21 protein-coding genes and 3 pseudogenes are annotated in these 25485 nt (G+C 69.1%); 11 read left to right on the forward strand and 13 right to left on the reverse strand.

Annotated features, from left to right (window positions below; genetic code table 11):
• Positions 1 to 5: 5 nt before the first annotated feature.
• Together ACFVYE_RS09595 and ACFVYE_RS09600 are read right to left on the reverse strand one after the other, a co-directional pair.
• Positions 6 to 1277: an FAD-dependent oxidoreductase gene (locus ACFVYE_RS09595; protein WP_383961436.1), complete on the reverse strand. Its 1272-nt coding sequence runs from the start codon at positions 1275 to 1277 to the stop codon at positions 6 to 8.
• A 253-nt stretch (positions 1278 to 1530) separates the two neighbouring features.
• Positions 1531 to 1929: a DUF6221 family protein gene (locus tag ACFVYE_RS09600; RefSeq protein WP_383961433.1), complete on the reverse strand. Its 399-nt coding sequence runs from the start codon at positions 1927 to 1929 to the stop codon at positions 1531 to 1533.
• A gap of 152 nt (positions 1930 to 2081) precedes the next feature.
• On the opposite strand from ACFVYE_RS09600, the gene ACFVYE_RS09605 reads away from it, so the two are divergent.
• The 3 genes from ACFVYE_RS09605 to ACFVYE_RS09615 all read left to right on the forward strand — a co-directional run bounded on the left by ACFVYE_RS09605 (position 2082) and on the right by ACFVYE_RS09615 (position 5435).
• The gene (locus ACFVYE_RS09605) at positions 2082 to 2456 is read left to right on the forward strand and encodes a DNA glycosylase AlkZ-like family protein (RefSeq protein WP_389604877.1); all 375 of its coding nucleotides are present in this window, start codon (positions 2082 to 2084) and stop codon (positions 2454 to 2456) included.
• Positions 2457 to 2655: 199 nt separating this feature from the next.
• Entirely contained in the window at positions 2656 to 3411 is a 756-nt protein-coding gene (locus ACFVYE_RS09610; protein ID WP_389604879.1) for a dienelactone hydrolase family protein, read from the forward strand.
• Between the two features lie 146 nt (positions 3412 to 3557).
• A complete protein-coding gene (locus ACFVYE_RS09615) occupies positions 3558 to 5435 on the forward strand; it encodes a transketolase (protein WP_389604881.1) in 1878 nt (625 codons plus the stop codon).
• Here the strand turns inward: ACFVYE_RS09615 and ACFVYE_RS09620 are convergent.
• The 5 genes and pseudogenes from ACFVYE_RS09620 to ACFVYE_RS09640 form a co-directional block, all read right to left on the reverse strand.
• Complete coding sequence (locus tag ACFVYE_RS09620; protein WP_383961421.1) at positions 5401 to 5769, reverse strand: peptidoglycan-binding protein; 369 nt, start codon at positions 5767 to 5769, stop codon at positions 5401 to 5403. The genes ACFVYE_RS09615 and ACFVYE_RS09620 overlap by 35 nt on opposite strands.
• A gap of 101 nt (positions 5770 to 5870) precedes the next feature.
• A pseudogene (locus tag ACFVYE_RS09625) lies at positions 5871 to 6494 on the reverse strand (hypothetical protein); the annotation flags it as partial.
• Between the two features lie 12 nt (positions 6495 to 6506).
• Complete coding sequence (locus ACFVYE_RS09630; protein ID WP_383961418.1) at positions 6507 to 8060, reverse strand: GMC family oxidoreductase; 1554 nt, start codon at positions 8058 to 8060, stop codon at positions 6507 to 6509.
• Between the two features lie 17 nt (positions 8061 to 8077).
• Complete coding sequence (locus ACFVYE_RS09635; protein WP_383961415.1) at positions 8078 to 9649, reverse strand: APC family permease; 1572 nt, start codon at positions 9647 to 9649, stop codon at positions 8078 to 8080.
• Positions 9650 to 9704: 55 nt separating this feature from the next.
• The gene (locus ACFVYE_RS09640; RefSeq protein WP_383961412.1) at positions 9705 to 11174 is read right to left on the reverse strand and encodes an aldehyde dehydrogenase family protein; all 1470 of its coding nucleotides are present in this window, start codon (positions 11172 to 11174) and stop codon (positions 9705 to 9707) included.
• A gap of 288 nt (positions 11175 to 11462) precedes the next feature.
• On the opposite strand from ACFVYE_RS09640, the gene ACFVYE_RS09645 reads away from it, so the two are divergent.
• Positions 11463 to 12428, forward strand: a complete 966-nt coding sequence (locus ACFVYE_RS09645; RefSeq protein ID WP_383961538.1) for an aldo/keto reductase — start codon at positions 11463 to 11465, stop codon at positions 12426 to 12428.
• A 141-nt stretch (positions 12429 to 12569) separates the two neighbouring features.
• On the opposite strand, the gene ACFVYE_RS09650 is transcribed toward ACFVYE_RS09645, so the two are convergent.
• Positions 12570 to 13460 (reverse strand): fumarylacetoacetate hydrolase family protein, encoded by an 891-nt coding sequence (locus ACFVYE_RS09650; protein WP_389604884.1) that lies wholly within the window; start codon positions 13458 to 13460, stop codon positions 12570 to 12572.
• A gap of 147 nt (positions 13461 to 13607) precedes the next feature.
• Here ACFVYE_RS09650 and ACFVYE_RS09655 point away from each other — a divergent pair, with 147 nt between their 5' ends.
• From ACFVYE_RS09655 to ACFVYE_RS09670, 4 genes are all read left to right on the forward strand, one after another.
• Positions 13608 to 14174 (forward strand): TetR/AcrR family transcriptional regulator, encoded by a 567-nt coding sequence (locus ACFVYE_RS09655; RefSeq protein WP_383961406.1) that lies wholly within the window; start codon positions 13608 to 13610, stop codon positions 14172 to 14174.
• Between the two features lie 97 nt (positions 14175 to 14271).
• A complete protein-coding gene (locus ACFVYE_RS09660; RefSeq protein ID WP_389604887.1) occupies positions 14272 to 14787 on the forward strand; it encodes a VOC family protein in 516 nt (171 codons plus the stop codon).
• Positions 14784 to 16460 (forward strand): FAD-dependent monooxygenase, encoded by a 1677-nt coding sequence (locus ACFVYE_RS09665; RefSeq protein WP_389604889.1) that lies wholly within the window; start codon positions 14784 to 14786, stop codon positions 16458 to 16460. The genes ACFVYE_RS09660 and ACFVYE_RS09665 overlap by 4 nt, the downstream gene beginning before the upstream one ends.
• Positions 16461 to 16832: 372 nt before the next feature.
• The gene (locus ACFVYE_RS09670) at positions 16833 to 20369 is read left to right on the forward strand and encodes an indolepyruvate ferredoxin oxidoreductase family protein (RefSeq protein ID WP_383961397.1); all 3537 of its coding nucleotides are present in this window, start codon (positions 16833 to 16835) and stop codon (positions 20367 to 20369) included.
• Between the two features lie 161 nt (positions 20370 to 20530).
• Here the strand turns inward: ACFVYE_RS09670 and ACFVYE_RS09675 are convergent, their stop codons facing one another.
• From ACFVYE_RS09675 to ACFVYE_RS09685, 3 genes are all read right to left on the reverse strand, one after another.
• Positions 20531 to 21445 (reverse strand): tetratricopeptide repeat protein, encoded by a 915-nt coding sequence (locus tag ACFVYE_RS09675; RefSeq protein ID WP_383961395.1) that lies wholly within the window; start codon positions 21443 to 21445, stop codon positions 20531 to 20533.
• 113 nt (positions 21446 to 21558) lie between these two features.
• Complete coding sequence (locus ACFVYE_RS09680) at positions 21559 to 22083, reverse strand: SMI1/KNR4 family protein (RefSeq protein WP_389604892.1); 525 nt, start codon at positions 22081 to 22083, stop codon at positions 21559 to 21561.
• A 193-nt stretch (positions 22084 to 22276) separates the two neighbouring features.
• Positions 22277 to 22678 (reverse strand): hypothetical protein, encoded by a 402-nt coding sequence (locus tag ACFVYE_RS09685; RefSeq protein ID WP_389604894.1) that lies wholly within the window; start codon positions 22676 to 22678, stop codon positions 22277 to 22279.
• Between ACFVYE_RS09685 and ACFVYE_RS09690 the strand changes: the two are divergent.
• Positions 22635 to 22988 (forward strand): annotated as a pseudogene (locus tag ACFVYE_RS09690) (hypothetical protein); the annotation flags it as partial. The gene ACFVYE_RS09685 and the pseudogene ACFVYE_RS09690 overlap by 44 nt on opposite strands.
• A gap of 10 nt (positions 22989 to 22998) precedes the next feature.
• Positions 22999 to 23070 carry a hypothetical protein gene (locus ACFVYE_RS09695; RefSeq protein WP_389604949.1) on the forward strand — a complete coding sequence of 24 codons (72 nt, stop codon included), beginning with the start codon at positions 22999 to 23001 and terminating at the stop codon, positions 23068 to 23070.
• Here the strand turns inward: ACFVYE_RS09695 and ACFVYE_RS09700 are convergent.
• Positions 23043 to 23213: pseudogene (locus ACFVYE_RS09700) on the reverse strand (transposase); the annotation flags it as partial. The gene ACFVYE_RS09695 and the pseudogene ACFVYE_RS09700 sit on opposite strands and share 28 nt — an antisense overlap.
• Positions 23214 to 23484: 271 nt before the next feature.
• Here ACFVYE_RS09700 and ACFVYE_RS09705 point away from each other — a divergent pair.
• The gene (locus ACFVYE_RS09705; protein WP_389604896.1) at positions 23485 to 23838 is read left to right on the forward strand and encodes a hypothetical protein; all 354 of its coding nucleotides are present in this window, start codon (positions 23485 to 23487) and stop codon (positions 23836 to 23838) included.
• 135 nt (positions 23839 to 23973) lie between these two features.
• On the opposite strand, the gene ACFVYE_RS09710 is transcribed toward ACFVYE_RS09705, so the two are convergent.
• A complete protein-coding gene (locus ACFVYE_RS09710; protein ID WP_389604898.1) occupies positions 23974 to 24801 on the reverse strand; it encodes a serine/threonine-protein kinase in 828 nt (275 codons plus the stop codon).
• Between the last annotated feature and the right edge of the window lie 684 nt (positions 24802 to 25485).

Consider the following 25485-nt stretch of genomic DNA (forward strand, 5'->3'; position numbering starts at 1 on the left):
CCGGCTCAGCGCACCGACGCGGCCGGTGGGCGCTCGCGCAGGGCGCCGTAGGCGAGGAAGTACGCCGGCAGGCGGTTCAGCCACCGCGAGGTCGTGATGAGCTCGCTCAGCCGCTGGGCGCGCCTCGCGTCGCCGAACGCCGGGAGGCCCGACAGGACCGGTTCGATGATGTTCGTGTGGGCGAGGCGCTGAAGGGCCTGTGTCGCGGCGGTGGTGGGCCAGCGGCGGCGCTGGACGCGGCGTACGGTCCGCAGGCCGACCGCGCCTCCGCGCAGTGGTTCGACGAGATACCGGGCGGCGGCCACCGCGTCCTCGACGGCGAGGTTGATGCCGACGCCGAAGACCGGCGACATCGCGTGTGCCGCGTCGCCGATGCACAGCAGTCCAGGGCGGTGCCAGCGCCGTAGGCGGTCGAGCCGTACATCGAGCAGCTTCACGTCGTCCCACGAGCCGAGCGCGTGCACCCGGTCCGCGAGCCAGGGGACGGCGGCCGTGAATTCGCGTGTGAACCGGTCGAGGCCGGCGGCGCGGCGCTGGGTGTCGGTTCCCTTGGGGATCAGTGCGGCGCACTGCCAGTAGTCCCCGCGGTCGATCATGGCGGTGAGGAACCGGTCGCCGGCGCTTCCCACGAGCCCGTGCGGGTCGCCCTCCCGCCGCGGCAGCCGGAACCACCAGGCGTCCATCGGGCAGGCGAACTTCCGCAGTCCCAGTTCGGGCAACGACCTGGCCAGCGAGGACCGGCCGTCGCAGGCCACGGTGAGGGTGGCCCGCAGCTCACCGGTGCGGCCGTCGGACGTGCGGTACCGGACCCCCGTGACCCTCCCCCGAGCTCGCGGCGTCGCTCGGCCAGAGGGGACCCCCGTGCGCTCCGTCAGGAAGGCGGTCGCCTCGGTGTTCATCCGCACGGAGAAGGACGGCTCCCGCCCGGCCTCGTCCACGAGGAGGTTGAGCAGATCCCACTGGGGCACCATCGCGATGTAGTTGTACTTGCCCCGTAGCGCGCCGATGTTTCCGACGGTGACGAGCGAACGGTCCGGGCCGAGCGGCAGTTGGACCGACGTCACCCGCCGCTGCGGCAGCCGGGCGAACCGCTCGGCCAGTCCGAGGTCCTCCAGCAGCGCCAGGGTGGACGGATGCACGGTGTCACCGCGGAAGTCGCGCAGGAAGTCGCCGTGCTTCTCCAGGACCGTGACCGCCACCCCCGCCCGAGCCAGCAACAGCCCGAGGATCATTCCGGCGGGGCCGGCGCCCACCACACAGCACGTGGTCCGTTCCATGGCAACCGCTCCCTTTCGGTGAAATCCCCGAGTGAGACATATTTGGGCATATGCCCCGAGTTTTGATGGATCCGCGCTGAGGAGGCGCAATGTACCCCTGGGGGCATTACGAGCCGGCAGCCGATCCCTCTGCCCAACTTCTCAGCACCACCTTCGGAGGGCGGAGGCGATCGCCCGGCGACGGTCGGCGAATCTCTCGAACCGGGTGCCGGTGGCCACGACGGCCTCCCCGGGGGGTGGCCGTCGCCGGACGCTAATGCATGAACCGTGGCAGCCACTTGGCCCGGTAGTCGGGGTGACCGGCATGCTCTGCGGCCATCTGCCGGACGGCGAAACCGAGCCCGACGGCGCGGCCGGACGGGAAGTCGTGGTCGGGGCGGTCGGTGTCCCTGTCGGCGACCTCCGCGTACTCATTGAGAAGAACTCTGCTCGTCTCGATGCGGCGACGTGTATGCGCAGGGTCCTGGAAGGCGATGTGCTGGTCGAAGCCGAGATTCCGCACGCTGAACGCGATGGCGCCGGACCGGTCGTGCACTTCGCCGGGCACGTCGGCCGGGCACCGCCAGCTCTCGCCGCCTGCCGCTTGCGCAATCTGTTCTTCCTCAGCAAGACGCGCCCGAACGAAGTCGATCATGTCGGAGTTGTCTGTCATCGGCCTTTCGAATCCTTCACCGTCATGGCTCCCTACCGGAAACCGCACCTGCCCGCTGTGCCGGTTCTGTCAGTTCACCGAGGATGTCGGACGACGATACCGAGTCGAAAGTCCGGCGCCCCCGGGACACCGCCCGTAGTACCCATATCCAGGTGCCGAGACGATCGAGACCGCCGTCGCCGTTCGACAACCTGATCAACGGCCGGCGCCTCACCGAACGGCTGTGGGGCTTCGCCTTCCGCAACGAGATGTACATACCGAAGGCCAAACGGCATTACGGCTACTACCTGTTGCCGATCCTGCACGGCGACCGCCTGGTCGGCCGGGCCGCTCCTCGTTTCGACCGGAGTCGAGGAGTCCTGCTGATCGAAGGCCTGTACCTGGAGACCGACATCAAGCCGACAGGGGCGCTGTGCCGGGCGGTCACCGGGCAACTCGACGACCTGGCCGCCCTCATCGGCGCCACCGGCATCGAGTACGGCGACACGGTGCCCGGGCGGTGGCGCCCCATGCTGCATCGGTCCTGAGCCGAGAACGGCTTCGAGACGTCGCCGCGGTCGGTCACTCGGCGGCCGCGGTGAAGCCCTCGGTGGGGTTTCCCGTCGACCCGACCGGGCAATCGGCCGAGCGGTCACTGACCGCTTACGATCACTGACTGCAACCACAGTCCTTCGTTCCTCCCGCCCCGAGCGCGGAGGGACACCGGAGCAGAGAAGAGAACCGCCCATGACCGCCGTGCGCGGAACATCCGTCGACATCCCCACACAGGACGGCACCGCCGACGCCTATCTGACCCATCCCGACGACGGAAGTCCTCATCCCGGGGTCCTGCTCTACATGGACGCCTTCGGACTCCGTCCTCATCTGAAGAAGATGGCCGATCGTCTCGCCGAGGCCGGCTACACCGTCCTGGCCCCCAACGTTTTCTACCGCCATGGGCGAGCGCCGGTGGTCGAGCTGCCCGACTTCATCGACCCGGCCCGACGCCCGGAGATCTTCGAGCGTCTCGGCCCGATCATGCAGTCACTGACACCCGGTCTGGCGATGCGCGACGCCGACACCTACCTGACCTGGCTGACAGACTGCCCCCTGGCCACTGACGGGCCGGTCGGTATCACGGGTTACTGCATGGGCGCCGGCCTTGCCCTGCGCACCGCCGGTACCTACCCGGAGCGGGTCGCGGCCATGGCCGGCTTCCACGGCGGGCGCCTGGCCACCGAAGCTGCCGACAGCCCGCACCTCGTCGCCGACCGGATCACCGCGGAGCTGTACTTCGGCCACGCCGACCAGGACACCTCGCTGCCCCCCGAGCAGATCAACCGCCTCGACGAGGCCCTCACCGCGGCGGGCGTGCGCCACCGCAGCGAGGTCTACACCGGGGCACACCACGGTTTCACCCAGGCAGACACCGCCGCCTACGACAGCACGGCGGACGAACGCCACTGGAAAGCACTGACCGCGCTCCTGGACCGCACCCTCTGACCGGCGCGCGTTCAGATCGCGGCCACCGCACCACGGACATACGGTCGGCAAGGGCGCAGGCGCCCCACGCAGCCTCTGGGCGCGGCCCGCGAGCCGGCAAGCCGTCGACGACCGGATCAGAACGCAGGACACGAGAGGAAGCCGCGATGTCGGTCGAGAACACCCCCACCGTCTCCCTCGGGCCCGACAGCGGCCTGGACCAGGTCTTCGAGCTGGCTCAGCAGCTGCGCGTGGACTCCGTTCGCGCCAGCACCGCCGTCGGCTCCGGCCACCCCACCTCCAGCCTGTCCGCCGCGGATCTGATGGCCGTCCTCATGACACGCCAACTGCGCTATGACTGGCAGAACCCGAAGAACCCGGCCAACGACCACCTGATCTTCTCCAAGGGGCATGCCTCCCCCCTGCTGTACGCGATGTTCCTCGCCGCCGGTGCGATCGACGAAGAGGAACTGATGACCACCTACCGCCGCAACGGCGCCCGACTGCAGGGCCACCCCACTCCGGTCCTGCCCTGGGTGGATGCGGCCACCGGCTCGCTGGGCCAGGGCATCGCCTACGGTGTCGGCATCGCGCTCGCCGGACGGGACCTGGAACACCAGCCGTACCGTGTGTGGGTGCTGTGCGGTGACAGCGAGATGGCCGAAGGGTCGGTGTGGGAAGCCCTGGACAAGGCGGGCCGCCACCGGCTGGCCAACTTCATCGCGATCATCGACGTCAACCGCCTCGGCCAGAGCGGCCCCACGGAGCTGGGCTGGGACACCGGCGCCTACGCCCGCCGCGCCGAAGCCTTCGGCTGCCGCGCCCTGGTCGTCGACGGCCATGACCCCGTGGCCGTCGAACAAGCCCTGGCCGCCGCGGGCGACGGGCAGGCCCCCACCGTCATCGTCGCCAAGACCGTCAAGGGTCAGGGCGTCTTCGAGGTCGCGGACGCCGAGGGCTGGCACGGCAAGGCGCTGCCCGACGATCTTGCCGCGCGCGCCATCACCGAACTGGGCGGCGTCCGGCACCTCACCGTCCGCGGCCCCCAGCCGCCCGCCGTCACCCCCAGTGCCCCGGCCGTTCCCGTGGAGGTGACGCTGCCGCGCTTCAAGGCCGGCGAAAGCGTCGCCACCCGAGTCGCCTTCGGCAAGGCGCTCGCCGCGATCGGCGCCCGGCCCGACATCGTGGCTCTGGACGCCGAGGTGGGCAACTCCACCCACGCGGAGGATTTCGGCAAGGCACACCCCGAGCGGTACTTCCAGATGTACATCGCCGAACAGCAGATGATCGCCTGCGCGGTCGGTATGGCCGCACGTGGCTACCGCCCCTACGCCACCACCTTTGCCGCCTTCCTCACCCGGGCCCATGACTTCATCCGTATGGCGGCCGTCTCCCAGATCTCCATGAGCCTGTGCGGGACCCACTGCGGTGTCGAGATCGGCGCGGACGGTCCCTCCCAGATGGGCCTGGAAGACATCGCCATGATGCGCGCCGTCCATGGTTCCACCGTGCTCTACCCCAGCGACGCCACATCCGCTGCCGCTCTGACCGCCGCAATGGCCTACCTGGACGGCATCTCCTACCTGCGCACCACCCGGGGCGCCTACCCCGTCCTCTACGCCCCCGACGAAACCTTCCCCGTGGGCGGGTCCAAGACTTTGCGCGCGAGCGACAGCGACAAGGTCACTCTCATCGGCGCCGGCGTCACGCTCCACGAATGCCTCGCCGCCGCCGACCGGCTCGCCGCCGAGAACATCCCCGTCCGGGTTGTCGACCTGTACTCCGTCAAGCCCCTGGACCTCGACACGATCGCCCGCGCCGCCCAGGAAACCGGCGCACTTGTCGTCGTCGAGGACCACCACCCCGAAGGCGGTCTGGGCGAGGCCGTACTGTCCGCACTCGCCGCACAGCGACTGGCCCCCGCAGTCGTCCACCTCGCCGTGCGTAACCTGCCGGGCTCCGGAACCCCCTCCGAACTTCTCGACATCGCGGGCATCTCGCGCACCCACATCATCCGAACAGCCCAAGACCTCGCAGCCCGCTGAGAGCTGCCGCAGCCTTCGCCACCAGCACCGGCCTTCGGGACGAGGACGTCGACCGCGCCGTCGAACAGCGCCGCGCCACGGCCGCCGCGGTCAGGTGGCAGGTCTGCCCGTCCTTCGGCGGGCAGACCCCGCGCGCGCCCCACCGTGACGCCGGCACCTTCAGCCTGTCCCGACTGACCTTGCCCGGCACGCCGTCCGCGTCCTTGCCCCGGTAGCCCAGCTTGTGCTGCCACGCCGTGTAGGACTTGCGGTCCGCGTCGGTCCAATCGGGGCCGGGGCCCTCCTCGTAACGGCCGCAGCCCTCCGCGACCAGGCGCTTGCCCATGGCGGTCATCCGCTTGTCGTGGCGGCCGGCCCGGAAGAAGGCCGAGCCGGGGAACGGCTCGTACTCGGGCCGGGGCTCGGTCGGCGGTTTGGTGCTTCCGCCACCGCCCGGCGGGCCCGGTCGATGCAGTACGCGGGTGAGGACGTCAGCGGGTGCACCCTCAGCCGCCAGACGAAGAGGCCGACCCCGACGGGAGTCAGACCACCCTGCCTGTGGCGGGAGTTGGCGCTCCGGACGTCGACCGAGCGCGCCACCGTCCCGAAGGCGGAACCCGCCAGGTCGAGCGCGGATCCGTCCCGCAGGTCGGCGAGGCGTCCGCGCCGCGCGCGGCCCGCGTCCCCGGACCCGGAGGACCCGGACCCGTACCCGTACAGCTTGACCGGCTGCTGGTGCGAGACGAGCCGGGACAGTTCGACCGCCCGCGCCGGCCATCCCGCCACCTGCTCGCAGAGCTCTTCGAGCAGGTGCAGCGTGCCCTTGCGGCGCAGGTTCGCGACCGTGGCGGCCACGTCGCGGCGCGGCGCGATCGCCTCCGTCAGCGCGGCAGCCGAACTCCCGCTCCGCAGACCGGTGGTGAGGACGCGCTCGTAGCCGGGCAGAGTCGAAAAGCCCACGAGGTCGCCGAGGCAAGGAAGCACCCAGGGCGCCGCCGTCTCCACGAACAGGTCTTCGTAACTCTGCTCGACCCCGTTGCGTAGGATGTCGATCTGCTCGGCCATCACCGCGAGCGGGGCGTGGGCGAAGGCCTACCTCCTCGCGTCCTCCTTCATCATGTCGGCGCACTTCTCGCCGATCATCATGGTGGTGATGCACGGGTTGACGGTGATGAGTTCCGGCATCGCGGATCCGTCCGCCACCCGCAGACCGCGGATGCCCCGGACCCGCAGACGTGGGTCGAGCGGTGCCGTCGGATCGGTGCCGGGGCCCATCTTCACGGTGGACGAAGGGTGGTAGACGGTGTTGTGGGTCCTGACGATGTAGTCCAGCAATTCGTCGTCGGACCCGGCATCGGGACCCGGTGCGAGCTCGGCGCCCGCCCAGTCGGCCAGTGCGGGCTGCGCGGCGATCTCGCGGGCCAGCCGCAGCCCGTAGGTCATCACACGCACGTCCTCCCCGTCCGTGAAGTAGCGGGGATCGACCTTGGGCTTGTCCCGGAAGTCGCGGGTGCGCAGCCGTACCGTGCCGCGCGAGCGGGCGTGGGTGACGTTCGGTGTGAGGCAGAAGGCGTTCTCGCTCGTCGGGTAGCCGCGCCGGTAGGTGTTCATGTCGAACGGCATCGAGCCGTAGTGGAACATCAGGTCGGGCCGGTCCAGGCCGGGACGGGTGTCGGTGAAGATGCCGATCTCCCACCACTGGTTGGAGGTGGTCACCATGGGCTGCTTGGCGTCCCACATGACGACGCCCTCCGGGTGGTCCTGGAGGTTCTCGCCGACACCGGGCGCGTCGAGGACGATGTCCACGCCGACCTCGCGGAGGTGCCCGGCCGGTCCGATGCCCGAGAGCATCAGCAGCTTCGGGGTGTCGATCGCGCCGCAGCTGACGACGACCTCCCGGCGGGCGGCGACCGAGCGCGAGTGGACGAGGTCCGGATCGAGGTACGACACGCCCGTGCAGCGCCGGTCCGCGTCGATCAGCAGCTGCTTGGCCCGTACCTCCGTCCGTACCTCCAGGTTGGGCCGTCTGCCGAGAATCGGGTGGAGGTAGGCCACGGAGGAGGACTGCCGTGTGTTGTTCTCGTCGGAGTTGATCTGGAACCAGCCCGCGCCACGCACCACGGTTGCCCCGGTGTTGAACGTGGTCGTGGGGATCCCGTTCTGCGCACATGCCTCCAGCAGGGCGCTTCCGCAAGGGTCGTCCGGCCGGATGGTACGGATCTTCACCGGGCCCGAGCGGCCGTGGTGCCGGCCGGGGGCGTCATTGCTCTCCAGGCGTCGGTAGAGCGGGTAGGTCTCGGCGGCGCCCCATCCTGTACAGCCTGCTGCCGCCCAGCCGTCGAGATCCTCGCGAGGCGCCCAGAAGGCGATGCACGAGTTGTGGGAGGAACAGCCGCCGAGCACCCGGGCACGGGCGTGGCGCAGGAAGCTGTTGCCGTGCTGCTGCGGCTCGACCGGGTAGTCCCAGTCGTAGCCGGATTCGAGCAGACCGAACCAGCGGTCCAGCCGGAGTACGTTGTCGTCGCCGACGTCCGACGGCCCTGCCTCCAGCAGGCAGACGGTGACGGCAGGGTCCTCGCTCAGCCGCGCGGCCACCACGTTGCCGGCGGTGCCGCCGCCGACCACCACGTAGTCGAACTCCTCCACGTCAGCTCCCTTTCGTGTCACGGCGCACCGTGCGCCGGGCCGGGCTCCGCCAGGGGCCGGCCGACGGCGTGTTCGGCGAGCACGCCGGTGCGCTTGCGCTGGACGAACCAGTAGTAGGTGAACCCGCCGACCGCGACGACGCCGACGAACAGGACGCCGCCCCAGCGCAGATACCAGTGCTGGGTGCCGGTGGCGTTGTAGACGGAGGCGCGCGGCCACAGGAGGTTGACGGTCATCGCGATTCCCCAGAGCACGGCGGCGATGTTGACCGGCAGACCCATTCGGCCCATCGAGAAGCGGCCGGCGGCCGGCGTCCATGTGCCGCGCAGCCGCTGGACCAGCATGGGCGTGGTCACCAGCAGATACGCGACGTAGATCATGACGATGGCGATGCTGGTGACGACGGAGAAGATCTGCGGCTGCTTGATGTTGACCACCAGGATGAGAATCGCCACGAACCCGATCAGAACGGTGGCCAGGACCGGAGTGCGGAACCGCGGGCTGACCCTGGCCAGGTGGGTGCCGGCCGGCAGGTTGTTGTCCCGGGCCATCGCGAAGGCCAGCCGCAGCCCCGCGGTCTGGACCGACAGTGCGCACACGGTGATCGCGACGATCACGCACCACAGAATGGCCAGCCCGACCGACTCCCCGAGTGTCGCCTTCACCACATATTGCAGGCCGTGTTCGGCGAGTTGCCCGGCCTGCAGATCCGGGGTGGCCAGCAGTGCGAAGAGCAGGATCAGGCCGCCGAGGACGAACGAGGCGACGAGCGCGCGCAGGATGGCCCGCGGTGCGTTGCGGGCCGGGTCCTTGGACTCCTCGCCGAGCGAGGACGCGGTGTCGAAGCCGTACATCACGTATGCCGAGGCGAGCGACGCGGTCAGGAAGGCTCCGAAGTAGCCGAGCGGATGGCCCTTGCCGTGCCCCTGGGTGTCCAGGATCGCACTCGGCCCGCGGGTGATGTGGGCGGCAAGGAGGAAGACCAGCACCACGGCGGCGATCAGCTCGACGAACACACCGGAGGAGTTGATGGTGGCCATCAGCTTCACTCCGAAGGCGTTCACCAAGGTGGTGAAGACGATCAGGATCGTGCCGAGCAGTACGGCGTTGGCAGCCGCGTCGTACTTCCCCGTACCGTCGCCGATGATCTGGAACACGCTGGAGATCTGGGGGAGTGTCAGCTGGTAGGCGAGGGCCACCGCTGCCAGCGAGACCATCGTCGCGGTCGTCATCATCCAGCCCGCCAGCCAGCCGATGTGCGGGCCGCCCATTCGTTTGGACCAGTTGTAGACCGAGCCCGCGACCGGGTAGCGGCCGGCGAGCTCGCAGAAGCACAGCGCGACCATCAGCTGGCCGGTGAAGACCATCGGCCAGGACCACCAGTACGCGGGCCCGCCGAAGCTGACACCGAAGTAGAACAGCTGGAACGTGCCGGTCAGGATGGAGATGTAGCTGATTCCGGCGGCGAAGGTGTGGAAGTTGCCCAGCGTGCGCTTCAGTTCGGGTCTGTAACCCAGCTCCGTGAGGGCGTCGTCGTCGGACGATGCTTCCGTCCTCAGGCCGGACTCGGGTGGGGGAGCGGGCGGCATGACGTATCTCCTGGGTCCGTACGGGCAGGTGGCGGGCCCGGGGGCCGCCCGCCGGTCACTCGAACCAGCGCTTCGGTACCTGAGCGGTGTTCCGCCACACGTGTTTCGCCTCGGTGTATTCGTGGAGTCCGGACGGGCCGAGTTCCCGCCCCACTCCCGACTGCTTCATGCCGCCCCATTCGGCCTGGGGCACGTAGGGATGGAAGTCGTTGATCCAGACGGTGCCGGCCCGCAGCCCGTCCGCGACCCGCCGTGCTCGGTCCTGGTCGGTGGTCCACACCGCCCCCGCCAGGCCGTAGAGCGTGCCGTTGGCCAGGGCCAGCGCCTCGTCCTCGTCCCGGAACCGCTCGACGGTCAGCACGGGGCCGAAGGACTCTGCGGCGACGACGGACATCGCGGCGGTGCACTCGTCCAGGACGGTCGGCGGGTAGTAGAAGCCGTCCTGGAGCGCCGGGTCGTCCGGCCGGACGCCGCCCAGTCGCAGGACGGCACCTTCGGCGAGGCCGACCGCCACGTAGGCCTCGACCTTGTCCCGGTGCGCCGCCGAGATCAGCGGGCCGGTCCGGGCCTGCGGGTCGAACGGGCCGCCCATCCTGATACGTGCGGCCCGTGCCACGACCTCGTCGACGAACCTGTCGTGCAGCGAATCCTCCACCAGCAGCCTGGCACCGGCCGAGCAGACCTGACCGGAATGAAGGAAAACGGCCATCAGTGTGAAGTCGACGGCCGTGTCGAAGTCGGCGTCGGCGAAGACGATGTTCGGATTCTTCCCCCCGAGCTCCAGGGCGATCTTCTTCACGGTGGGGGCCGCTGCGGCCATGATGCGCCGCCCTGTGGCCAGACCCCCGGTGAAGGACACCATGTCAACCCGCGGATCCTCGGTGAGCGGCGCACCGGCCTCGGCGCCGGACCCCAGCAGCAGGTTCCCGGTGCCGTCCGGCAGCCCCGCCTCGCGCAGCAGCCGCATCAGCATGATCGCGGTGTGCGGCGTGAGTTCGCTGGGCTTGAGCACGAACGTATTGCCCGCACCGATCGCCGGTGCGACCTTCCAGGCCGTCTGGAGCAGGGGGTAGTTCCACGGTGTGATGAGCGCGCACACGCCGACCGGTTCGTGGACCACTCGGCTGTCCACGGCCGGGTCGCCGGTGTCGATGACGCGGTCCGCTCCGCCGGCGCCCACCAGGTTGCCGAAGTATCGGAAGCAGTTGGCGATGTCGTCCATGTCGTACTCGGACTCCACGAGCCGCTTGCCCGTGTCGAGCGACTCGACACGGGCCAGGGCGTCCTTGTCCCGGACGAGCAGATCCGCGACGCGCAGCAGAAGCCCGGCACGCTCGGCCGCAGGGGTGCGGGGCCAGGGGCCGTGGTCGAACGCCTCCCGCGCGGCCGCGATCGCTGCCGCGGCATCCTTCGGACCGGCTTCGTCCACCCGGGCGACCACACTTCCGTCGGCGGGGCAGCGGATCTCCCGGGTCCGTCCGTCGACGGCCGCGGTCCAGCGGCCACCGATGAAGAGGTCAGGCATGTCGTACCTCCAGGCGGGCGGCATGGATCCGCGCCGCCGCCAGGGCGTCGGCGCGTGCTCGCCGGCCTGTGAAAGCGGTGCTCCGAGGTTCCAGACGTAACACGATCCGGTGGGGAGCGCGCGGGCATCGTGGGCCCCTGCGCCTTCCCTGTCGACGCGGTGGCCTTCGCGGAGGGCGGCGACGCGGAAACCCTCCTGACTCCGTCGCCCCGGCCGCCTATCGTCGACGTGATTTCTGGCGGAGGCCTCGGACCGTCCAGGGCGAGGACCATGACGTGGAGGATGACTGTGCGCTACCGCGAGCTGGGACGCAGTGGAGTGTCCGTATCCGAGATCGGTTACGGCGCCTGGGGCATCGGTGAGTCCGCCTGGGTGGGTGCCACGGAGGACGAATCCGTACGCGCCCTGCACCGGGCCATCGATCTCGGTGTGAACTTCATCGACACCGCCCGCGGCTACGGTGAGAGCGAGCGGATCGTCGGCCGGGTCGTCCGCGAGCGGGCCGGCGACGAGGTGCTCGTCGCGACCAAAGTGCCGCCGAAGAACCGCACGTGGCCGGCGCCCGACGGCCTGGACCCGGCCGAGACGTTCCCGGGCGAGCACATCCGCGAGAGCCTGGAGACCAGTCTGCGCACCAGCGGCCAGGACCACTTCGACGTACTGCAGTTTCATGTCTGGAGCGACGACTGGGTCGGCCGTGGCGACTGGCTGGAGACGATCGCCGAGCTGAAACAGGAGGGAAAGATCCGCCTGTTCGGCGTCTCCGTCAATGACCACCAGCCCGACAACGCACTCGCACTCGTACGCAGCGGTGCCGTGGACAGCGTGCAGGTCATCTACAACCTCTTCGACCAGGCGCCCGCCGACGCGCTGCTGCCGGCCTGTGAGGAGCACGGTGTCGGTGTCGTCGTGCGGGTGGCGCTGGACGAAGGCGGCCTCACCGGCCGGATCACCGCCGGTACGACGTTCCCCGACGGCGACTGGCGCAACCGCTACTTCCGCGACGACCGCCCGGCGCAGGTCGAACAGCGGGTGGCCGCGATCATCGCCGACCTCGGCATCGCACCCGATGAGATCGCTGAGAACGCGTTGCGGTTCGTACTGAGTTCGCCGGCGGTTTCCACCGTCATCCCCGGCATGCGCACCGTACGCAATGTCGAGCGCAACACGGCCCTGAGCGACGGGCGTGCGCTCACCGCCGACCAGCTCGCCCTGCTGGCCAAGCACCGGTGGCAGCGCAACTTCTACTCCTGATCCACTGGCGCCATTTCCGGGGTCGGGCGGTACGCGGTTCACCTCCGCGCACCGCCCGGCTCGGTGCTGCCCGTATTGAGCGGTATCAGCCCGGTGACGCCTCCGGCGGGGCGGAGTGGCTCGTACGGTGCGTTCTGCCGGTCATGCTCCCGTGCTTCCGTCCTCGGGGGAGGCCGTCACGCGGTTGCGGAGCGTGCCGATCTTCTCGACCTCGACCTCGACGACATCGCCGGGGCGCAGGTGGCGACCGGAGAAAACGCCGGCGCCGCGCGGTGTTCCGGTGAGGATCACGTCTCCGGGTTCGAGGGTCTGGTAGCGGGAGAGGTAGGAGATCAGCCCGGCCACGCCGTGGATGAAGCTGCTGGTGCGGTCGTCCTGGCGTACGTCACCGTTGACCAGGGTGCGCAGCCTCAGGTCGAGTGGGTCGGCGAACTCGTCCGGGGTGACCAGGCAGGGGCCGAGCGGCTTGAAGGTGTCGAAGCTCTTGGCCACGCCGATGGACGCGGTCGGATCGCCCGACATGGCGCGCTGCTGGATATCGCGCGCGGAGACGTCGTTGGCGATCGTCAGGCCGGCGAGGTGGCGCTCCGCATCGGCGGCGCAGACGCCGCTCGCGGCCCTGCCGATCACGGCGGCCACCTCGCCCTCGTAGTCGACCTGGCCGGCCGCGACGGCCGGCAGGCGGATGTCCCCGCCCGGAGCGGTGACCGCGGATCCGGCGACCACCTGGAAATTCGGCTCCGTCGGCAGGGTGATGCCGGGCCGCCCCATCGCGGCGAACATCTCCAGGGCCTCCTCGGCGTGGCTGCGGTAGTTGAGGCCGACGATCAGGATCTTCCCGGGCCGGGGAACGGGGGCGTGCACCCGGACCTCGTCGAGAGCGACCCGCCGGACGACCGCCGCCGCGCGTGCGGCGTCGATACCCGGTCCGCGCAGGAGGGCGCCCAGGTCGGCAAAGGGGAGATCGAGTACGGAGAGCTCGCCGGGGCTCTCCTCCCTGGCGATGCCCAGGGCTGTGCTGTACAGGCGCATCACGGACTCCCGCGTGTTGGGGACACCTTCTCTTGGTCAAGAGTCAAGAGCTTTCTTGTTTCGGAGTCAAGAGTTCATCGGCTGCCGGGTTGCTGTTCTCCGATGCCGCGGATGGGGGTGAGGGTGCGCCGCCTAGGCTGGGTTGCTATGCCACGGAACCGTCAGCAGATCCCGAAAGCCGAGCGCGAGGCCGTCCTGGTCGACAGTGCCTGGGAGCTCTTCGCCGTCAAGGGGTACAAGGGGACCAGCCTGACCGAGGTCGGCAAGGCGGCCGGCGTCGCGGCCAATGCCGTGCGCTGGTACTTCCCGACCAAGGACGACCTGTTCGCCGCCACCCTGGACCGTCTCTTCCTGCGCGAGCGTGAGCGCGTCGAGGCGGACCCCGCGATCGGAGGTGATCCGCGACGGCAGCTGGTGACATTCCTTGCCGACCTGGAGTCGTATCGCGGGCTGCACCGTGAGGCGTACGACCGCATGGATGAGTCACCGGCCCTCGCCGACGTCTACTCCCGTATGCGGGAGTGGCTGGAGGGCCGTCTTCTGGCGGCCGTCGCGAGCCGGCTGTCCGAGGGGGCCGACGCCGCGCCTGTGGCGGACATGGCCCATGTGCTGTTCGAGGGGCTGCTGGTCAGTGCCCGGGAGCTGGACCGGCCGGTCGAAGAGTTCATCGACCTCCTCATGGAGGCGCTGGTGGCTGTCGCGGCGGCACGCTGAGCGCGATCTCTTGACTGCCATACAAGAGCCCGTTTAGGGTTCTCTTGTATGGCAGCCAAGAGGGCTGCCGTGCCCTCGATGAGGAGGTCGCTGTCCCATGGCTTCTCCAGGCAAACTCGCCCACATCGTCCTGCGCACCGGTCGCCTGCCGGTCATGACCGAGTGGTACATACGCGTTCTCGAAGGCCGTGTCACCTTCGCCAATGACGCCCTCGCCTTCCTGACCTACGACGACGAACACCACCGTGTCGCGCTGGTCGCCACCGGAGCGTCCGAGCGTCCGACGGACGCGCACACCGGTCTGCATCACGCGGCATTCACCTACGCCACGATCGGCGATCTGCTCGGCACGTACCAGCGGCTGAAGGGGGACGGCATCCTCCCCTTCTGGTGCATCAACCACGGTCCGACCACCTCGATGTACTTCGAGGATCCCGACGGCAATCACATCGAGCTCCAGATCGACAACTTCGCCACCGAGGAAGCCCTCGACGAGTGGTTCCGGTCCGGAGCCTTCGAAGCCAATCCGATCGGCGTCGAGTTCGACCCCGACGACCTGGTGCGCCGCTTCGATTCGGGTGAGTCCTTCGCCGAACTGGTCAGGCGCTCATGACCGCCATCGACACCCCGGTCGTCATCATCGGAGCCGGCCCCGTGGGGCTGGCCACCGCGCTGGTCCTGGGCCGGCACGGCGTCCGCAGCGTGGTCCTCGAACAGTACGACGGGGTCAATCCGCACCCCCGGGCACATGTCGTCAACACCCGGTCCATGGAACTGTTCCGTACCTGGGGCATCGCGGATGCCGTCCGCGCGGACGCGGTCGACCCGGCGTGGGCCGGCACGATCCTGTGGAAACAGACCCTCACCGGGGAACCCCTGGGCCGGATCGACCTCGTCGAAGGGCCGGAGGACCAACTCCTGCGTCGGATCCACGCCTCGGCCGAGCAGCTCACCTCCTGCGCCCAGGACCGTGTGCAGCAGCACCTCCTCGACGCCGTCCTCGCCCAGGGCATGGCCACCGTCCACTACAGCACCACCGTCGTGGAGGTGACGGACCACGGCGATTCGGTCGACGTCACCGTGGAAGGCGTGGGCAAGAGGCAGATCCTGCGCACCTGTTACGCCGTGGCGGCGGACGGGGCGACCGGCGGCATGCGCGACAAGCTCGGCATCGCGATGGACGACTCCCCGGTCCTCGGCCATCAGCTGAACATCTACTTCCACGCCGACCTGTCCCCGTGGATGGGGCAAGATCCCGCCCTGCTGATCTGGCTGATCAACAGCGCCTCCCCGGGACTCCTCATCGGGATGGACGGCGTTCGCCGGTGGACCTTCCAGCGGAGCTTCGACCCGGCTGCCGAATCGCCGCGGGACTACCCGCTCGAACGATGCGCCCAGATCATCCGGGACGCTGTCGGAACCACCGAACTCGACGTGGACATCCGCTCCGTGGGGCCGTGGACCATGACGGCCCGGACCGCCGAGACCTACCGCAGCGGCCGTGTCCTCCTCGTAGGCGACGCCGCGCACCAGTTCCCGCCGACAGGCGGCCTGGGCATGAACAGCGGCCTCGCCGACGCGGACAACCTCGGCTGGAAACTCGCCGCCGTGCTGGCAGGCTGCGCTTCCGACGCCCTGCTCGACAGTTACGAGCGTGAACGTCGCCCGGTCGCCGTCGACAACGCTCGCCACAGCGTGCTCAACGCCATCAGAATGGCCGAGGTCGGCATAGGGCCCGAGACGGCCGGGATCGCCGCACGCCTCGAAAGCCCGGACCCGTCGGTTGCCGCGGCGGAACGCCGGCGGATCGCGGAAGCCGTCCCTCTGCAGCGCCCGCACTTCGACGCGCTCAACCAGGAGATCGGATACATCTACGGGGCGAGCCGGCACGCCGGCGGCGTCGGCGGAGCCCCGCTCTCGGCCACCGACTACACACCGACTGCCGTCCCCGGAGCGCGACTTCCGCACGCCTGGGTCGAACGTGACGGGGAACGGGTGTCGACGCACGACCTCCTCATGCCGGGCTTCACCCTCATCACGGGGCCCCGGGGCGCCGCCTGGGCCGATGCCTTCGCGGAGACCGGGGAAGGTGTGGCGAAACGGACTGTCGTGATCGGCCGGGAAGTCACCAGCCCGGACGGCTACTGTCCGGAGCTGCTCAGGATCGGTGAGGACGGAGCCCTCCTCGTCCGACCGGACGGCCACATCGCGTGGCACAGCGCCGAGGGATCATCCCCTGCGTCCGCGCTCGCCGCCCTGCTCGACGCGGCAGGGCAGTCCGCCTAGGGCCGGTTCGGCCGGATCCGAAAGACAGGCCCTGTTCCGACGCGAACCGCGAGCGGAGCGCCGGGCCCCGAGCCCGGCGCTCCCGACCCTCGCCCGGAGCACTTTCACCGCGGCCTTCCGGCCTTCTGGGGCCTGGAAGGCCGAGTTCGGTCGCCCGGCCTGCCACGCCTGCCCCACGGATGCCGCGGCTCCGGCCGGCGCCGACCGGCATCGGACCAGCGCCGACCGGTGCCGGCCGACGCCCGCCACCCCGACCCACGCACCGCGGCTGCGCCCGCCGACACGGCCGTCTCGGCCTCCGCCCCACTTGTACGGGACCGACTCCTGGCCCGCCCCGACGACCACAGATGCCCCACCCGGAGGAACACAGTGGTGACCCCTCAGAAAGCAACCGGCCCCCGTCCCACGCTTCAGGACCGATACGTGCGCGAGGAGGGCACCTTCCACCTCACCGGCATCCAGGCACTCGCCCGCCTGCCGCTCGACATCCGTCGCGCCGACCGTCGCGAGGGCCGCAGCACCGCGGGATTCATCTCCGGATACGAGGGTTCGCCGCTTGCCGGATACGACATGGAGCTCGCCCGCTGCCGCTCCCTCCTCGACGAGTACGACATCGTCTTCCGCCCCGGCGTCAACGAGGAACTCGCGGCGACGGCCGTCCAGGGCACCCAACTCGCCGCGGCGCAGCCGGACAAGCGCGTCGACGGCATCGCGGCGATCTGGTACGGCAAGTCCCCGGGCCTCGACCGCGCCTCGGACGCCATCCGGCACAACAACCTGATGGGCACCCACCCCGACGGCGGTGCGCTCGCCCTGGTCGGCGACGACCCCGCCGCCAAATCGTCGACCGTGCCCGGCGCCTCCGAACTGCTCCTCGCCGACCTGGGCCTGCCCACGCTCTACCCGTCCGACCCGCAGGAAGCGCTCGACTTCGGACTGCACGGCGTGGCGATGTCCCGGGCAGCCGGCCTGTGGGTGGCGCTGAAAATCGTGACGGCGGTCGCGGACGGTTCCGGCACCGTCGACGTGAGCGCCGGACGGATCGCACCGGTCGTCCCGGACCTCACGGTCGACGGAGTGCCGTACCGCCACACGGTCGGCACCCGGATGGTGCAACCGGCCCTCGGCGACCTGGAACGCAGCAGGGACGGCGCCCGCCTCGAGATAGCCCGCCGCTACGCCGTCGCGAACCACCTCAACCGGATCACCAGGATGGCCCCCGACGACCGTATCGGCATCGTCGCGGCAGGCAAGACGTTCCTCGACCTCCGCCAGGCCCTGCGCATCCTCGGACTCGACGACAGCGAACTGGAGCGCCGCGGTGTGCGCCTGCTGCACCTCGGCATGATCCATCCGCTGGAACCCACGATCGTCGAACGGTTCGCGAGGGGGCTGCGTCACATTGTTGTCGTGGAGGAGAAGCGGCCACTCATCGAGACCGCCCTCAAGGACCTGCTCTACGGGCGCGGCGACCAGCCGTCCGTCTCCGGCAAGCGCGCACCCGACGGTTCGGTCCTGTTCCCCCTCGACGGAGAACTCGATCCCGACACCGTCGCCGCCCGGCTTGCGCCCCGTCTGAACGCGCTGGGCGAACTCCCCACCGTACAGAGCTGGTTGGACACCACTCGGGCAGCGGCCAGGCGCAAGACACTGCCACTCCTGCCTGTGCTGAGCCGCACCCCCTACTTCTGTTCCGGCTGCCCCCACAACCTCTCGACCAAGGCACCCGAGGGCGCCGCCGTCGGGGCGGGGATCGGCTGCCACGCCATGGTCACACTCATGGACCCTTCCCAGGCCGGGGACGTGATCGGCATGACCCAGATGGGAGGCGAGGGCGCCCAGTGGATCGGCATGCAGCCGTTCCTCGAACGCGACCACCTGATCCAGAATCTCGGCGACGGCACCTTCCACCACTCCGGAAGTCTCGCCATCCGGGCAGCGGTCTCGGCCGGGGTGAACGTCACGTACAAGCTGCTCCACAACTCGGCGGTGGCGATGACCGGCGGACAGCAGCCCGTCGGCGTCATGCCCGTGCCCGCGATCGCCCAAGGGCTGTTGGCGGAAGGCGTCGAGCGCATCATCGTCACGACCGAGGACGTCAAGCGCTACCGGAAGGTCACGCTTCCCAAGGGCGTGGTCGTCTGGCACCGCGACCGGCTGGCCGAGGCCCAGGAGGTGCTTGCCCGGACCCCCGGCGTCACCCTCCTCATTCACGACCAGGAATGCGCGACGGAACTCCGGCGCAAGCGCAAGCGTGGCCTTGTGCCCGAACCCACCGAGCGCGTGGTGATCAACGAGCGGGTGTGCGAGGGGTGCGGCGACTGCGGACAGCAGTCCAACTGCCTCTCCGTGCAGCCGATCGACACCGAGTACGGCCGCAAGACCCGGATCGATCAGTCCTCCTGCAACAAGGACTACGCCTGTCTGGCGGGGGACTGCCCCTCCTTCCTCACCGTCGTCCCCGCCAGGGGAAAGGCCGACTTCACTCCCGTCCCGATGCCGGACGGTGCGGCGCTGCCCGATCCGGACCTCGTCGTACCGGCTTCCCACACCACCCGGATCACAGGCGTCGGAGGATCCGGGGTGATCACCCTCGCGCAGATCCTCAGCACCGCGGCCTCGCTCGCGGGCCTGCACGTCCGGGCCCTCGACCAGACCGGCATGGCCCAGAAGGGCGGCGCGGTCGTCTCCGACATCAAAATCACCAAGGAGGCGACGGAACAGGCCGGCAAGGCGGCCCTGGACGAGTGCGATCTCTACCTCGGCTGTGACCTGCTCGTCGCCGCGGAACCCGGACATCTGACCGCGGCCGCACCGGCGCGAACGATGGCGGTCGTCTCCACGGCAGAGGTCCCGACCGGGCAGATGGTGATCGACCCGGAGGTGTCGTTCCCGCCTGCCGGACCTCTCAAGGAACGGATCAGGGCAGAGGCCAAGGACACGGTCTTCCTCGACGCGCGCCGAATCGCGAACGACCTTTTGGGCGAGGACCAGTTCGCCAATCTCCTGATCACCGGCGCGGCCTACCAGACCGGCGGGCTGCCGCTGCCGGCCCACGCCATCGAGGAGGCGATCACCCTCAACGGCGTCAAGGCCGAAGCCAACATCAAGGCGTTCCGCCTCGGCCGCCAGGCCGTCGCCGACCCCGGAGCCTTCGCCGACCTCCTGGAGGGGCGTGTCACCCCGGCGAAGTCGGGGCGCGGCCTGTCCGCCGAGGCCCGGCACACCCTCGAACTGGTCGGGGCCGCCCCCGGGTCGGAACTCGCCCGGCTCCTGGAGGTCCGCGTACCGGATCTCATCGCGTACCAGAACGCCGCCTACGCGACGAGGTACGCACGTTTCGTCGAACAGGTCCGCCGGACCGAATGTGAGCGCGCCCCCGGCTCGACCGCACTCACCGAGGCAGTGGCCAGGTATCTGCACAAGCTGATGGCGTACAAGGACGAGTACGAGGTGGCCAGGCTCTCCCTCGACCCCGAGGTCGAGCGGGAGGTGAAGGCCCGCTTCGGGGACGGCGCACGGATGTCCTACCGTCTCCACCCGCCCGTTCTGCGGGCACTCGGCATGAACCGCAAGATCGAACTCGGCCCCTGGTTCAAGCCGGCCTTCCAAGCCCTCGCCGCGATGCGCAGGCTCCGTGGCACGCGCCTGGACCCCTTCGGAGCGGCGCGCGTGCGGCGCACGGAACGGGCCCTGGTCGTCGAGTACGAGGCCACGATCACCGAGGTCTGCCGGAATCTCGACATGGACGCCCACGGCCTTGCCGTCGAGATCGCCTCGCTGCCCGACATCGTGCGTGGCTACGAGGAGATCAAGATGGCATCCGTGGCCCGGTACAGGACCCGGTCCGCGGAACTCGTCGGCCGGCTGTCCTCGGGCCGCGAACGCACTGGTGCCGATACCTGGTGACCTGAGTCGGGGATTCGGTGGCAACAGGCGGCGACTTCGCCGAGGATCTCGTCGGCGGCCTTCGTCCGGACGAAGGGCCGGGGTCGGTGTTCCTCCCGTGCCATCCGGGGACAGCTGCGAGATCCGGTCATGGCTTCGGTCGTGAGCACGATGGACACGGTCTAATCGTCGTGCTCGGTTCCGCCGAAGAAATACAGCTGTCCGAGCCATCGGACCGGCTGGCCGACCGGGAGGCGATCATGCCCCGGATCGGGCAGGGGAACCTTCGACCAGTCGATGAACGGCTGTCCCTCAGCTGTCCGAAGAAGTGCCTTGCGCAGCTCGGATCCCTCGCGTCCGCCGTCGGGGACATGAGTCCACACGCTGAATTCGTCGTCAAGACTGTGGCCGCAGTCGGCCAGCCATGCGGCCAGGTGGCCGTCCGCGGCGCTCCGGACGGAGGACGGATCGCTGAGCAGCCAGACCCAGCCCTTGGTGCTCCCGCTGTGACCCACGAGGTGGGTCATCTCCAGCAGGTGGAAGCCGTGGGGATGGTGGGTGACGAGCCCGCCCGGCGGCTCGGGGAGCTCGATGTTCTCCAATTGCTCTACGCGGGCCTTTGCGATGTGATCGTAGGGATCGAGACGGAGTGCCTCTCGATAGGCTTGTGCTGCGGCGTCGAGGTCGCCCATCCAATGCAGGGCACACGCGCGCGAGAAGGCTGCGAGGTTGTTGGTCCCTTGCAGGGCAAGAGTGCACTCCGCGGCCCGTACCACTTCGGCGGCCAGCGCCCGGCCGCGCCGGTCGTCCTCGTCCAATCCGGCGGGTGGGTTGTGTTCATCGTCGAAGTGGTCGTCTGCGGTGCCGATTTCGTCGTTCAGGTGCGCCCGCAGCTTTCCCAATTCCAAGAGCGTCAGGCAGATGGAGCCGGTGGCGTCGTCGGGAAGTGCCTCCTGGATGGCAGCGCACGCCTCCCGGACTTCAGCTTCGTCATCCTCCAGGTCCTCGGGAGTGTCGTACTCGGCTGCCTCCCAGTAGTACTGAAGGGATGAGCCTGCGTCTCTGCGTGCCGCTTCGATGTCCGTTGTGCTGTCCATGACCACCAGAGCCTAGTGGGCGCTGGGGTCCGCCCCGGCCAGGTGATCACGGGGAAGTCTTCACACGGTGGTATCTCCTGTCACCAGGACAGGAGATACCACCGCGGTCGTCTTCAGGGCAGGAATTCGTAGAACGGGCCGTCAGGCGCGAAGTTGCGAGAACACACCGTTACGTCCCTACCCTTGAGATAGGCCAGCAACCACTCACTGAACGTCATCTCGTAGAGAGTCCAGGCCGGACTGTCGAACTCCTGGACCACGACGCGCCAGGGCGACGAGGGGTTGTCGGGAATGCGAAGGAAAACCGCCTTGCCCGTCGTGGCCGACGCCACCGGCATCAGTTCCCCGGGGTTTGCCCCCACCGGACTCGGCAGGAACTCCGCCATGTCCTCCTCGTGCCAGAGCTCGAGGTCCCTCCGGATGTTCTCTCCCAGACTGTGCAGAAGATGGCCGGCCGGGTGCTTCAGATACAACTGCCTGTTGATCTCGATCGAACCGTAGGCGTCCACGATCTCACGGAAGTCCGCAGGAAATTCGATACCGAGTTCCCGCTCCAGTTCGATCCATGGAGCCGGATCCGGCCAGTTGAACCGGGGTTCGCCCAACAGGGCTGTGATCTCTGGAAGCTTTGCCACCACTAGGTCCTTCTGGCACGTCGAGCCGATACCTGTCTCGGAGTTGACTGCAGTGCAGGAGAAAGTCTCCTCGACCCCCTGGGTCCGTACATGGTCATCCCCACCTGAACGGTGGCAGGAACGGCCGAGTGAGGGTCTTCGTATTGAGCACAACCTAACCGGCCCCGCCACGCATCACTGACCGGTCAAGCAGGCTCTAGGCGTGGAAGCCGTTGCACACGACGGATGTGTACTTCGTGGGCCCGCCGTCGACGTGGTACAGCACCACGGTCCAGTCGCCCCTGTCGTCGCCGACCGGGATCGCGTCGACGGTCCGCTTGCCGAAGTGGGCCCGGAAGTCGTCGGGATACTTGAGTTCGATCGTTCCGCCCGAGGACCACCGGGAGTAGATGTCGACGGGTTTGCTTGTGAAGCCGATGCCCTTTCCCATGGACCGAAGGGGCCGGCCGGTGGCGCGGTCGGTCTCGTGCGGGGGCTGCACCCCCACGGAGATGTAGCACGGCGCGGGCCGCTTTCCCTCGCCGGCATTCTTGGGACGCAGCGCCACCGAGGCGGTGTCCGAGCCGGTGGTGTGCGAGACGGAGGACAGCAGGTCCATCGGCGGTGTCCGGGCCGTGGCGAAGGCCGCTGCGGTCAGCGAGACGACGGTCCGGAAGGGCGTGTTCGAACTCGAGGCGGGCGAGGAGCCTCTGGGGCGGGCGCGTCGTCCGGGCGGGAGCCGCAAACGGGTCGCGGATCTGGATCTGGATCCGGGTCTACGGTCGGCGCTGTTGGCGCTGGTCGAACCGGATGTGCGGGGTGAGCCGATTTCGCCGCTGCAGTGGACGGTGAAGTCCACCCGCACGCTTGCGCGGGAGCTGACCCGGGCCGGGCACCGCGTCAGCGCCGACACCGCGCCGGCTGTTCTCGCACATCACCATGAACTGGCGCGGCCGCCCGCTGACCAGCCACGAAGTCATCGTCCAGGCCCATGTGGTGGCGGTGCCGTAGAGACGGGTCCCGGTGACCGTCTGCGCGTCGGGTGTGTTCCAGGTGGTCGGGTCGCCGAAGACGAACTCGCCACCGTGGCGGGGCGGGCGGCCCCGGGTGCCCGGCATACGAGGCGGGGCTGTGCGGCGCAGGACGCGGTCGGCGAGCCAGGCCCTACGACGTGTGGTGCGGGCGGGGCGCCGCTGGTGATCCGGCCCGCCGTACGGTGTGGTGTCGGGCAGCCCAGTAGACGGACTTCGCAGGAGAGAAAGATGCCGCAGACGCGCCGGGGCTGTGGGACTACTCGCTGGTGTGCCCGGCGCACAAGGCGCGGATGCGGGCCCGTGACGACCTGACCACGATGTTCTGCAAGCGCCTCGCCTTGCATGCAACCTCCCTGAATGGGACCATAGTTGACACATAAGGAGGGGTTGCATGAGGAAATTGATCTCGCGCGGTATAGCCATTGGGGCAGGTGGAGTTGCCATGGTGATTTTCGCATCCACCGCTGCGTACGCCGGAACAGATGTCAACGCGACTGCCTACGGGGCCTACGGGCAATTCATCAGCAACGGGGACAAGTTCTACGTGAAGGACATGCTGGCGGACGGCTACGCGGTCAGAATCTGTTACCGGGTGAACAATGGATCCGTTCACACACTCACCAATCCCGCAGGCTACGGCACAACCGGGATGTGGGATCTTGACTTGGCCGAGGGATCGATAGTAACCATCGATGTCGCCAGGACCCCAGATACATGCTCCCCCTGGGCTGTCGGTTACGCGTAAGACAACGCGAACACCTGCAGGGAACGCCGCGCTCATTTTTGAGCGACGGCTGCCTCGACCTTGTCGCTCAACGGCGTCAAAATGTCTTTGACCTTGAAGATGGTCCCAGAATCGACGGTCAAGCGCGCGATATCCTCAACGGTTCGCTCCGTGTAGGCGATCAAATCGAGGATGGCACCCTGGTGTTCGGTGGCAGCCGTGTACGGACTCTATGAGCCGAGATGCCGGTACCTGCCTGGATGGGGCGAAACGAAGGTAACGGACAACACTCGCTGAGAAAATTCCGTGGATCTGGTGGCGGGTTTCTGGCGTATCGGGGCCATGTCCCTGCGAAGGCCGCCTAATCGCCGTGTGTGCGATCGTCGCCCCCAGCGCGAAGACGTCCGCCGCCGGGCCGACCTCATTGCGCAGGACGACCTCGGGCGCCGTGTACCCGGGCGTTCCCGGTGCCATTCCGTCCCGGGTGAGGATCGTCTGCTCAAGTCCCCGGGCGATGCCGAAGTCGATCAGTTGCGGTCCCTGTGGCGCGAGGATGACGTTCTGCGGCTTCAGGTCCCGGTGCGTGACCTCGTGGACATGGACCGCGGCCAGCCCCTCGGCGAGCGCGGCGAAAAGTCGCAGGGCACTGTCCGGCGGGAACGGGCCGCCCGTGCTCACGGCGCCGCGCAGCGTGGGCCCCGGCACGTACTCGGTGGCCAGCCAGTACGGCGACGAGTCGAGCGACGCCTCGATCAACTGGGCGGTGTAGGCGCTGCGTACGGCCTCTACGGTCGCGGCCTCCCGCCGGAACCGGGCCAGTGCCTCGGGGTGATCGTTGATCTCGTCGCGGATAACCTTCACGGCCACCAGCCGTCCGCCGGGCGACCGGCCGAGATATACCTGCCCCATGCCGCCCGCGCCGAGCCGGGCGAGAATCCGGTACGCGCCTATTTGCGCGGGGTCCTGAGGTCGCAGCTCTTCCACCGGCACGACTGTGCCATATCCGCTCGCTTGTCGGACCGGCGATCGACGCACAACCGCCCGTGGTACGTGGCGAGGTGTCCGTGGGCCGGGTGCTTCTTGCACTCGGCGCAGCCGCCGTCCCCGGGCCCGGAGAGCCTCTTTCCGGGGCACCGCCGGGCCCGGTGCGACGCTGAAGTGGACCAGCCCGGTCAACCGGCTGGTGGCGTGCTCGATGCGGACGTCCTCGATGGTGATGCCCGCGCGACCGACATCCGCGAACAGCCTTGCGGGCTCGCCCGGTTGGTCCCCGATCGCGGTGGTCACCACCTCGAAGCGCTCGGGCTGCGTACCGTGCTTGCCGGAGATCCGGGCACGGCCCGGCCGGCAGCATGCTCTCGACGACCTCCGCACCGCTGCGACGTTCGGCTTCATCCGTCGCGACGCTGGCACGCAGGCCCACGACCACACAATCCAGGTCGGAACGCACCTCCGGTTCCGTACCTCTGAAGAACATCGCCCGGATCGTGGACGGACGGACCCGGATGCCTCTCACGCGTGATCCGGTGCGGCGGACCGTGCGTCGGCCACGGTCTGCTCGGTATGCGGGAGCACGCTGCGATGCTGTGTGGCACGCTGGCTTCCGGCGCCACCTCCGACTGGGGATACGAAGTGATCACGATGCTGCCCACGCAGCTTCCCGCTGTA

It is taken from the genome of Streptomyces sp. NPDC058239, from assembly GCF_042882185.1.
GTDB lineage: Bacteria > Actinomycetota > Actinomycetes > Streptomycetales > Streptomycetaceae > Streptomyces.

Excerpts from the sequence above, each read along its gene's own strand:
- ACFVYE_RS09595 (WP_383961436.1), bottom strand. The coding sequence starts at position 1,277 with ATGGAACGGACCACGTGCTGTGTGGTGGGCGCCGGCCCCGCCGGAATG.
- ACFVYE_RS09600 (WP_383961433.1), bottom strand. The coding sequence starts at position 1,929 with ATGACAGACAACTCCGACATGATCGACTTCGTTCGGGCGCGTCTTGCT.
- ACFVYE_RS09610 (WP_389604879.1), top strand. The coding sequence starts at position 2,656 with ATGACCGCCGTGCGCGGAACATCCGTCGACATCCCCACACAGGACGGC.
- ACFVYE_RS09615 (WP_389604881.1), top strand. The coding sequence starts at position 3,558 with ATGTCGGTCGAGAACACCCCCACCGTCTCCCTCGGGCCCGACAGCGGC.
- ACFVYE_RS09620 (WP_383961421.1), bottom strand. The coding sequence starts at position 5,769 with ATGACCGCCATGGGCAAGCGCCTGGTCGCGGAGGGCTGCGGCCGTTAC.
- ACFVYE_RS09635 (WP_383961415.1), bottom strand. The coding sequence starts at position 9,649 with ATGCCGCCCGCTCCCCCACCCGAGTCCGGCCTGAGGACGGAAGCATCG.
- ACFVYE_RS09640 (WP_383961412.1), bottom strand. The coding sequence starts at position 11,174 with ATGCCTGACCTCTTCATCGGTGGCCGCTGGACCGCGGCCGTCGACGGA.
- ACFVYE_RS09650 (WP_389604884.1), bottom strand. The coding sequence starts at position 13,460 with ATGCGCCTGTACAGCACAGCCCTGGGCATCGCCAGGGAGGAGAGCCCC.
- ACFVYE_RS09655 (WP_383961406.1), top strand. The coding sequence starts at position 13,608 with ATGCCACGGAACCGTCAGCAGATCCCGAAAGCCGAGCGCGAGGCCGTC.
- ACFVYE_RS09660 (WP_389604887.1), top strand. The coding sequence starts at position 14,272 with ATGGCTTCTCCAGGCAAACTCGCCCACATCGTCCTGCGCACCGGTCGC.
- ACFVYE_RS09665 (WP_389604889.1), top strand. The coding sequence starts at position 14,784 with ATGACCGCCATCGACACCCCGGTCGTCATCATCGGAGCCGGCCCCGTG.
- ACFVYE_RS09675 (WP_383961395.1), bottom strand. The coding sequence starts at position 21,445 with ATGGACAGCACAACGGACATCGAAGCGGCACGCAGAGACGCAGGCTCA.
- ACFVYE_RS09685 (WP_389604894.1), bottom strand. The coding sequence starts at position 22,678 with ATGGACCTGCTGTCCTCCGTCTCGCACACCACCGGCTCGGACACCGCC.
- ACFVYE_RS09705 (WP_389604896.1), top strand. The coding sequence starts at position 23,485 with ATGAGGAAATTGATCTCGCGCGGTATAGCCATTGGGGCAGGTGGAGTT.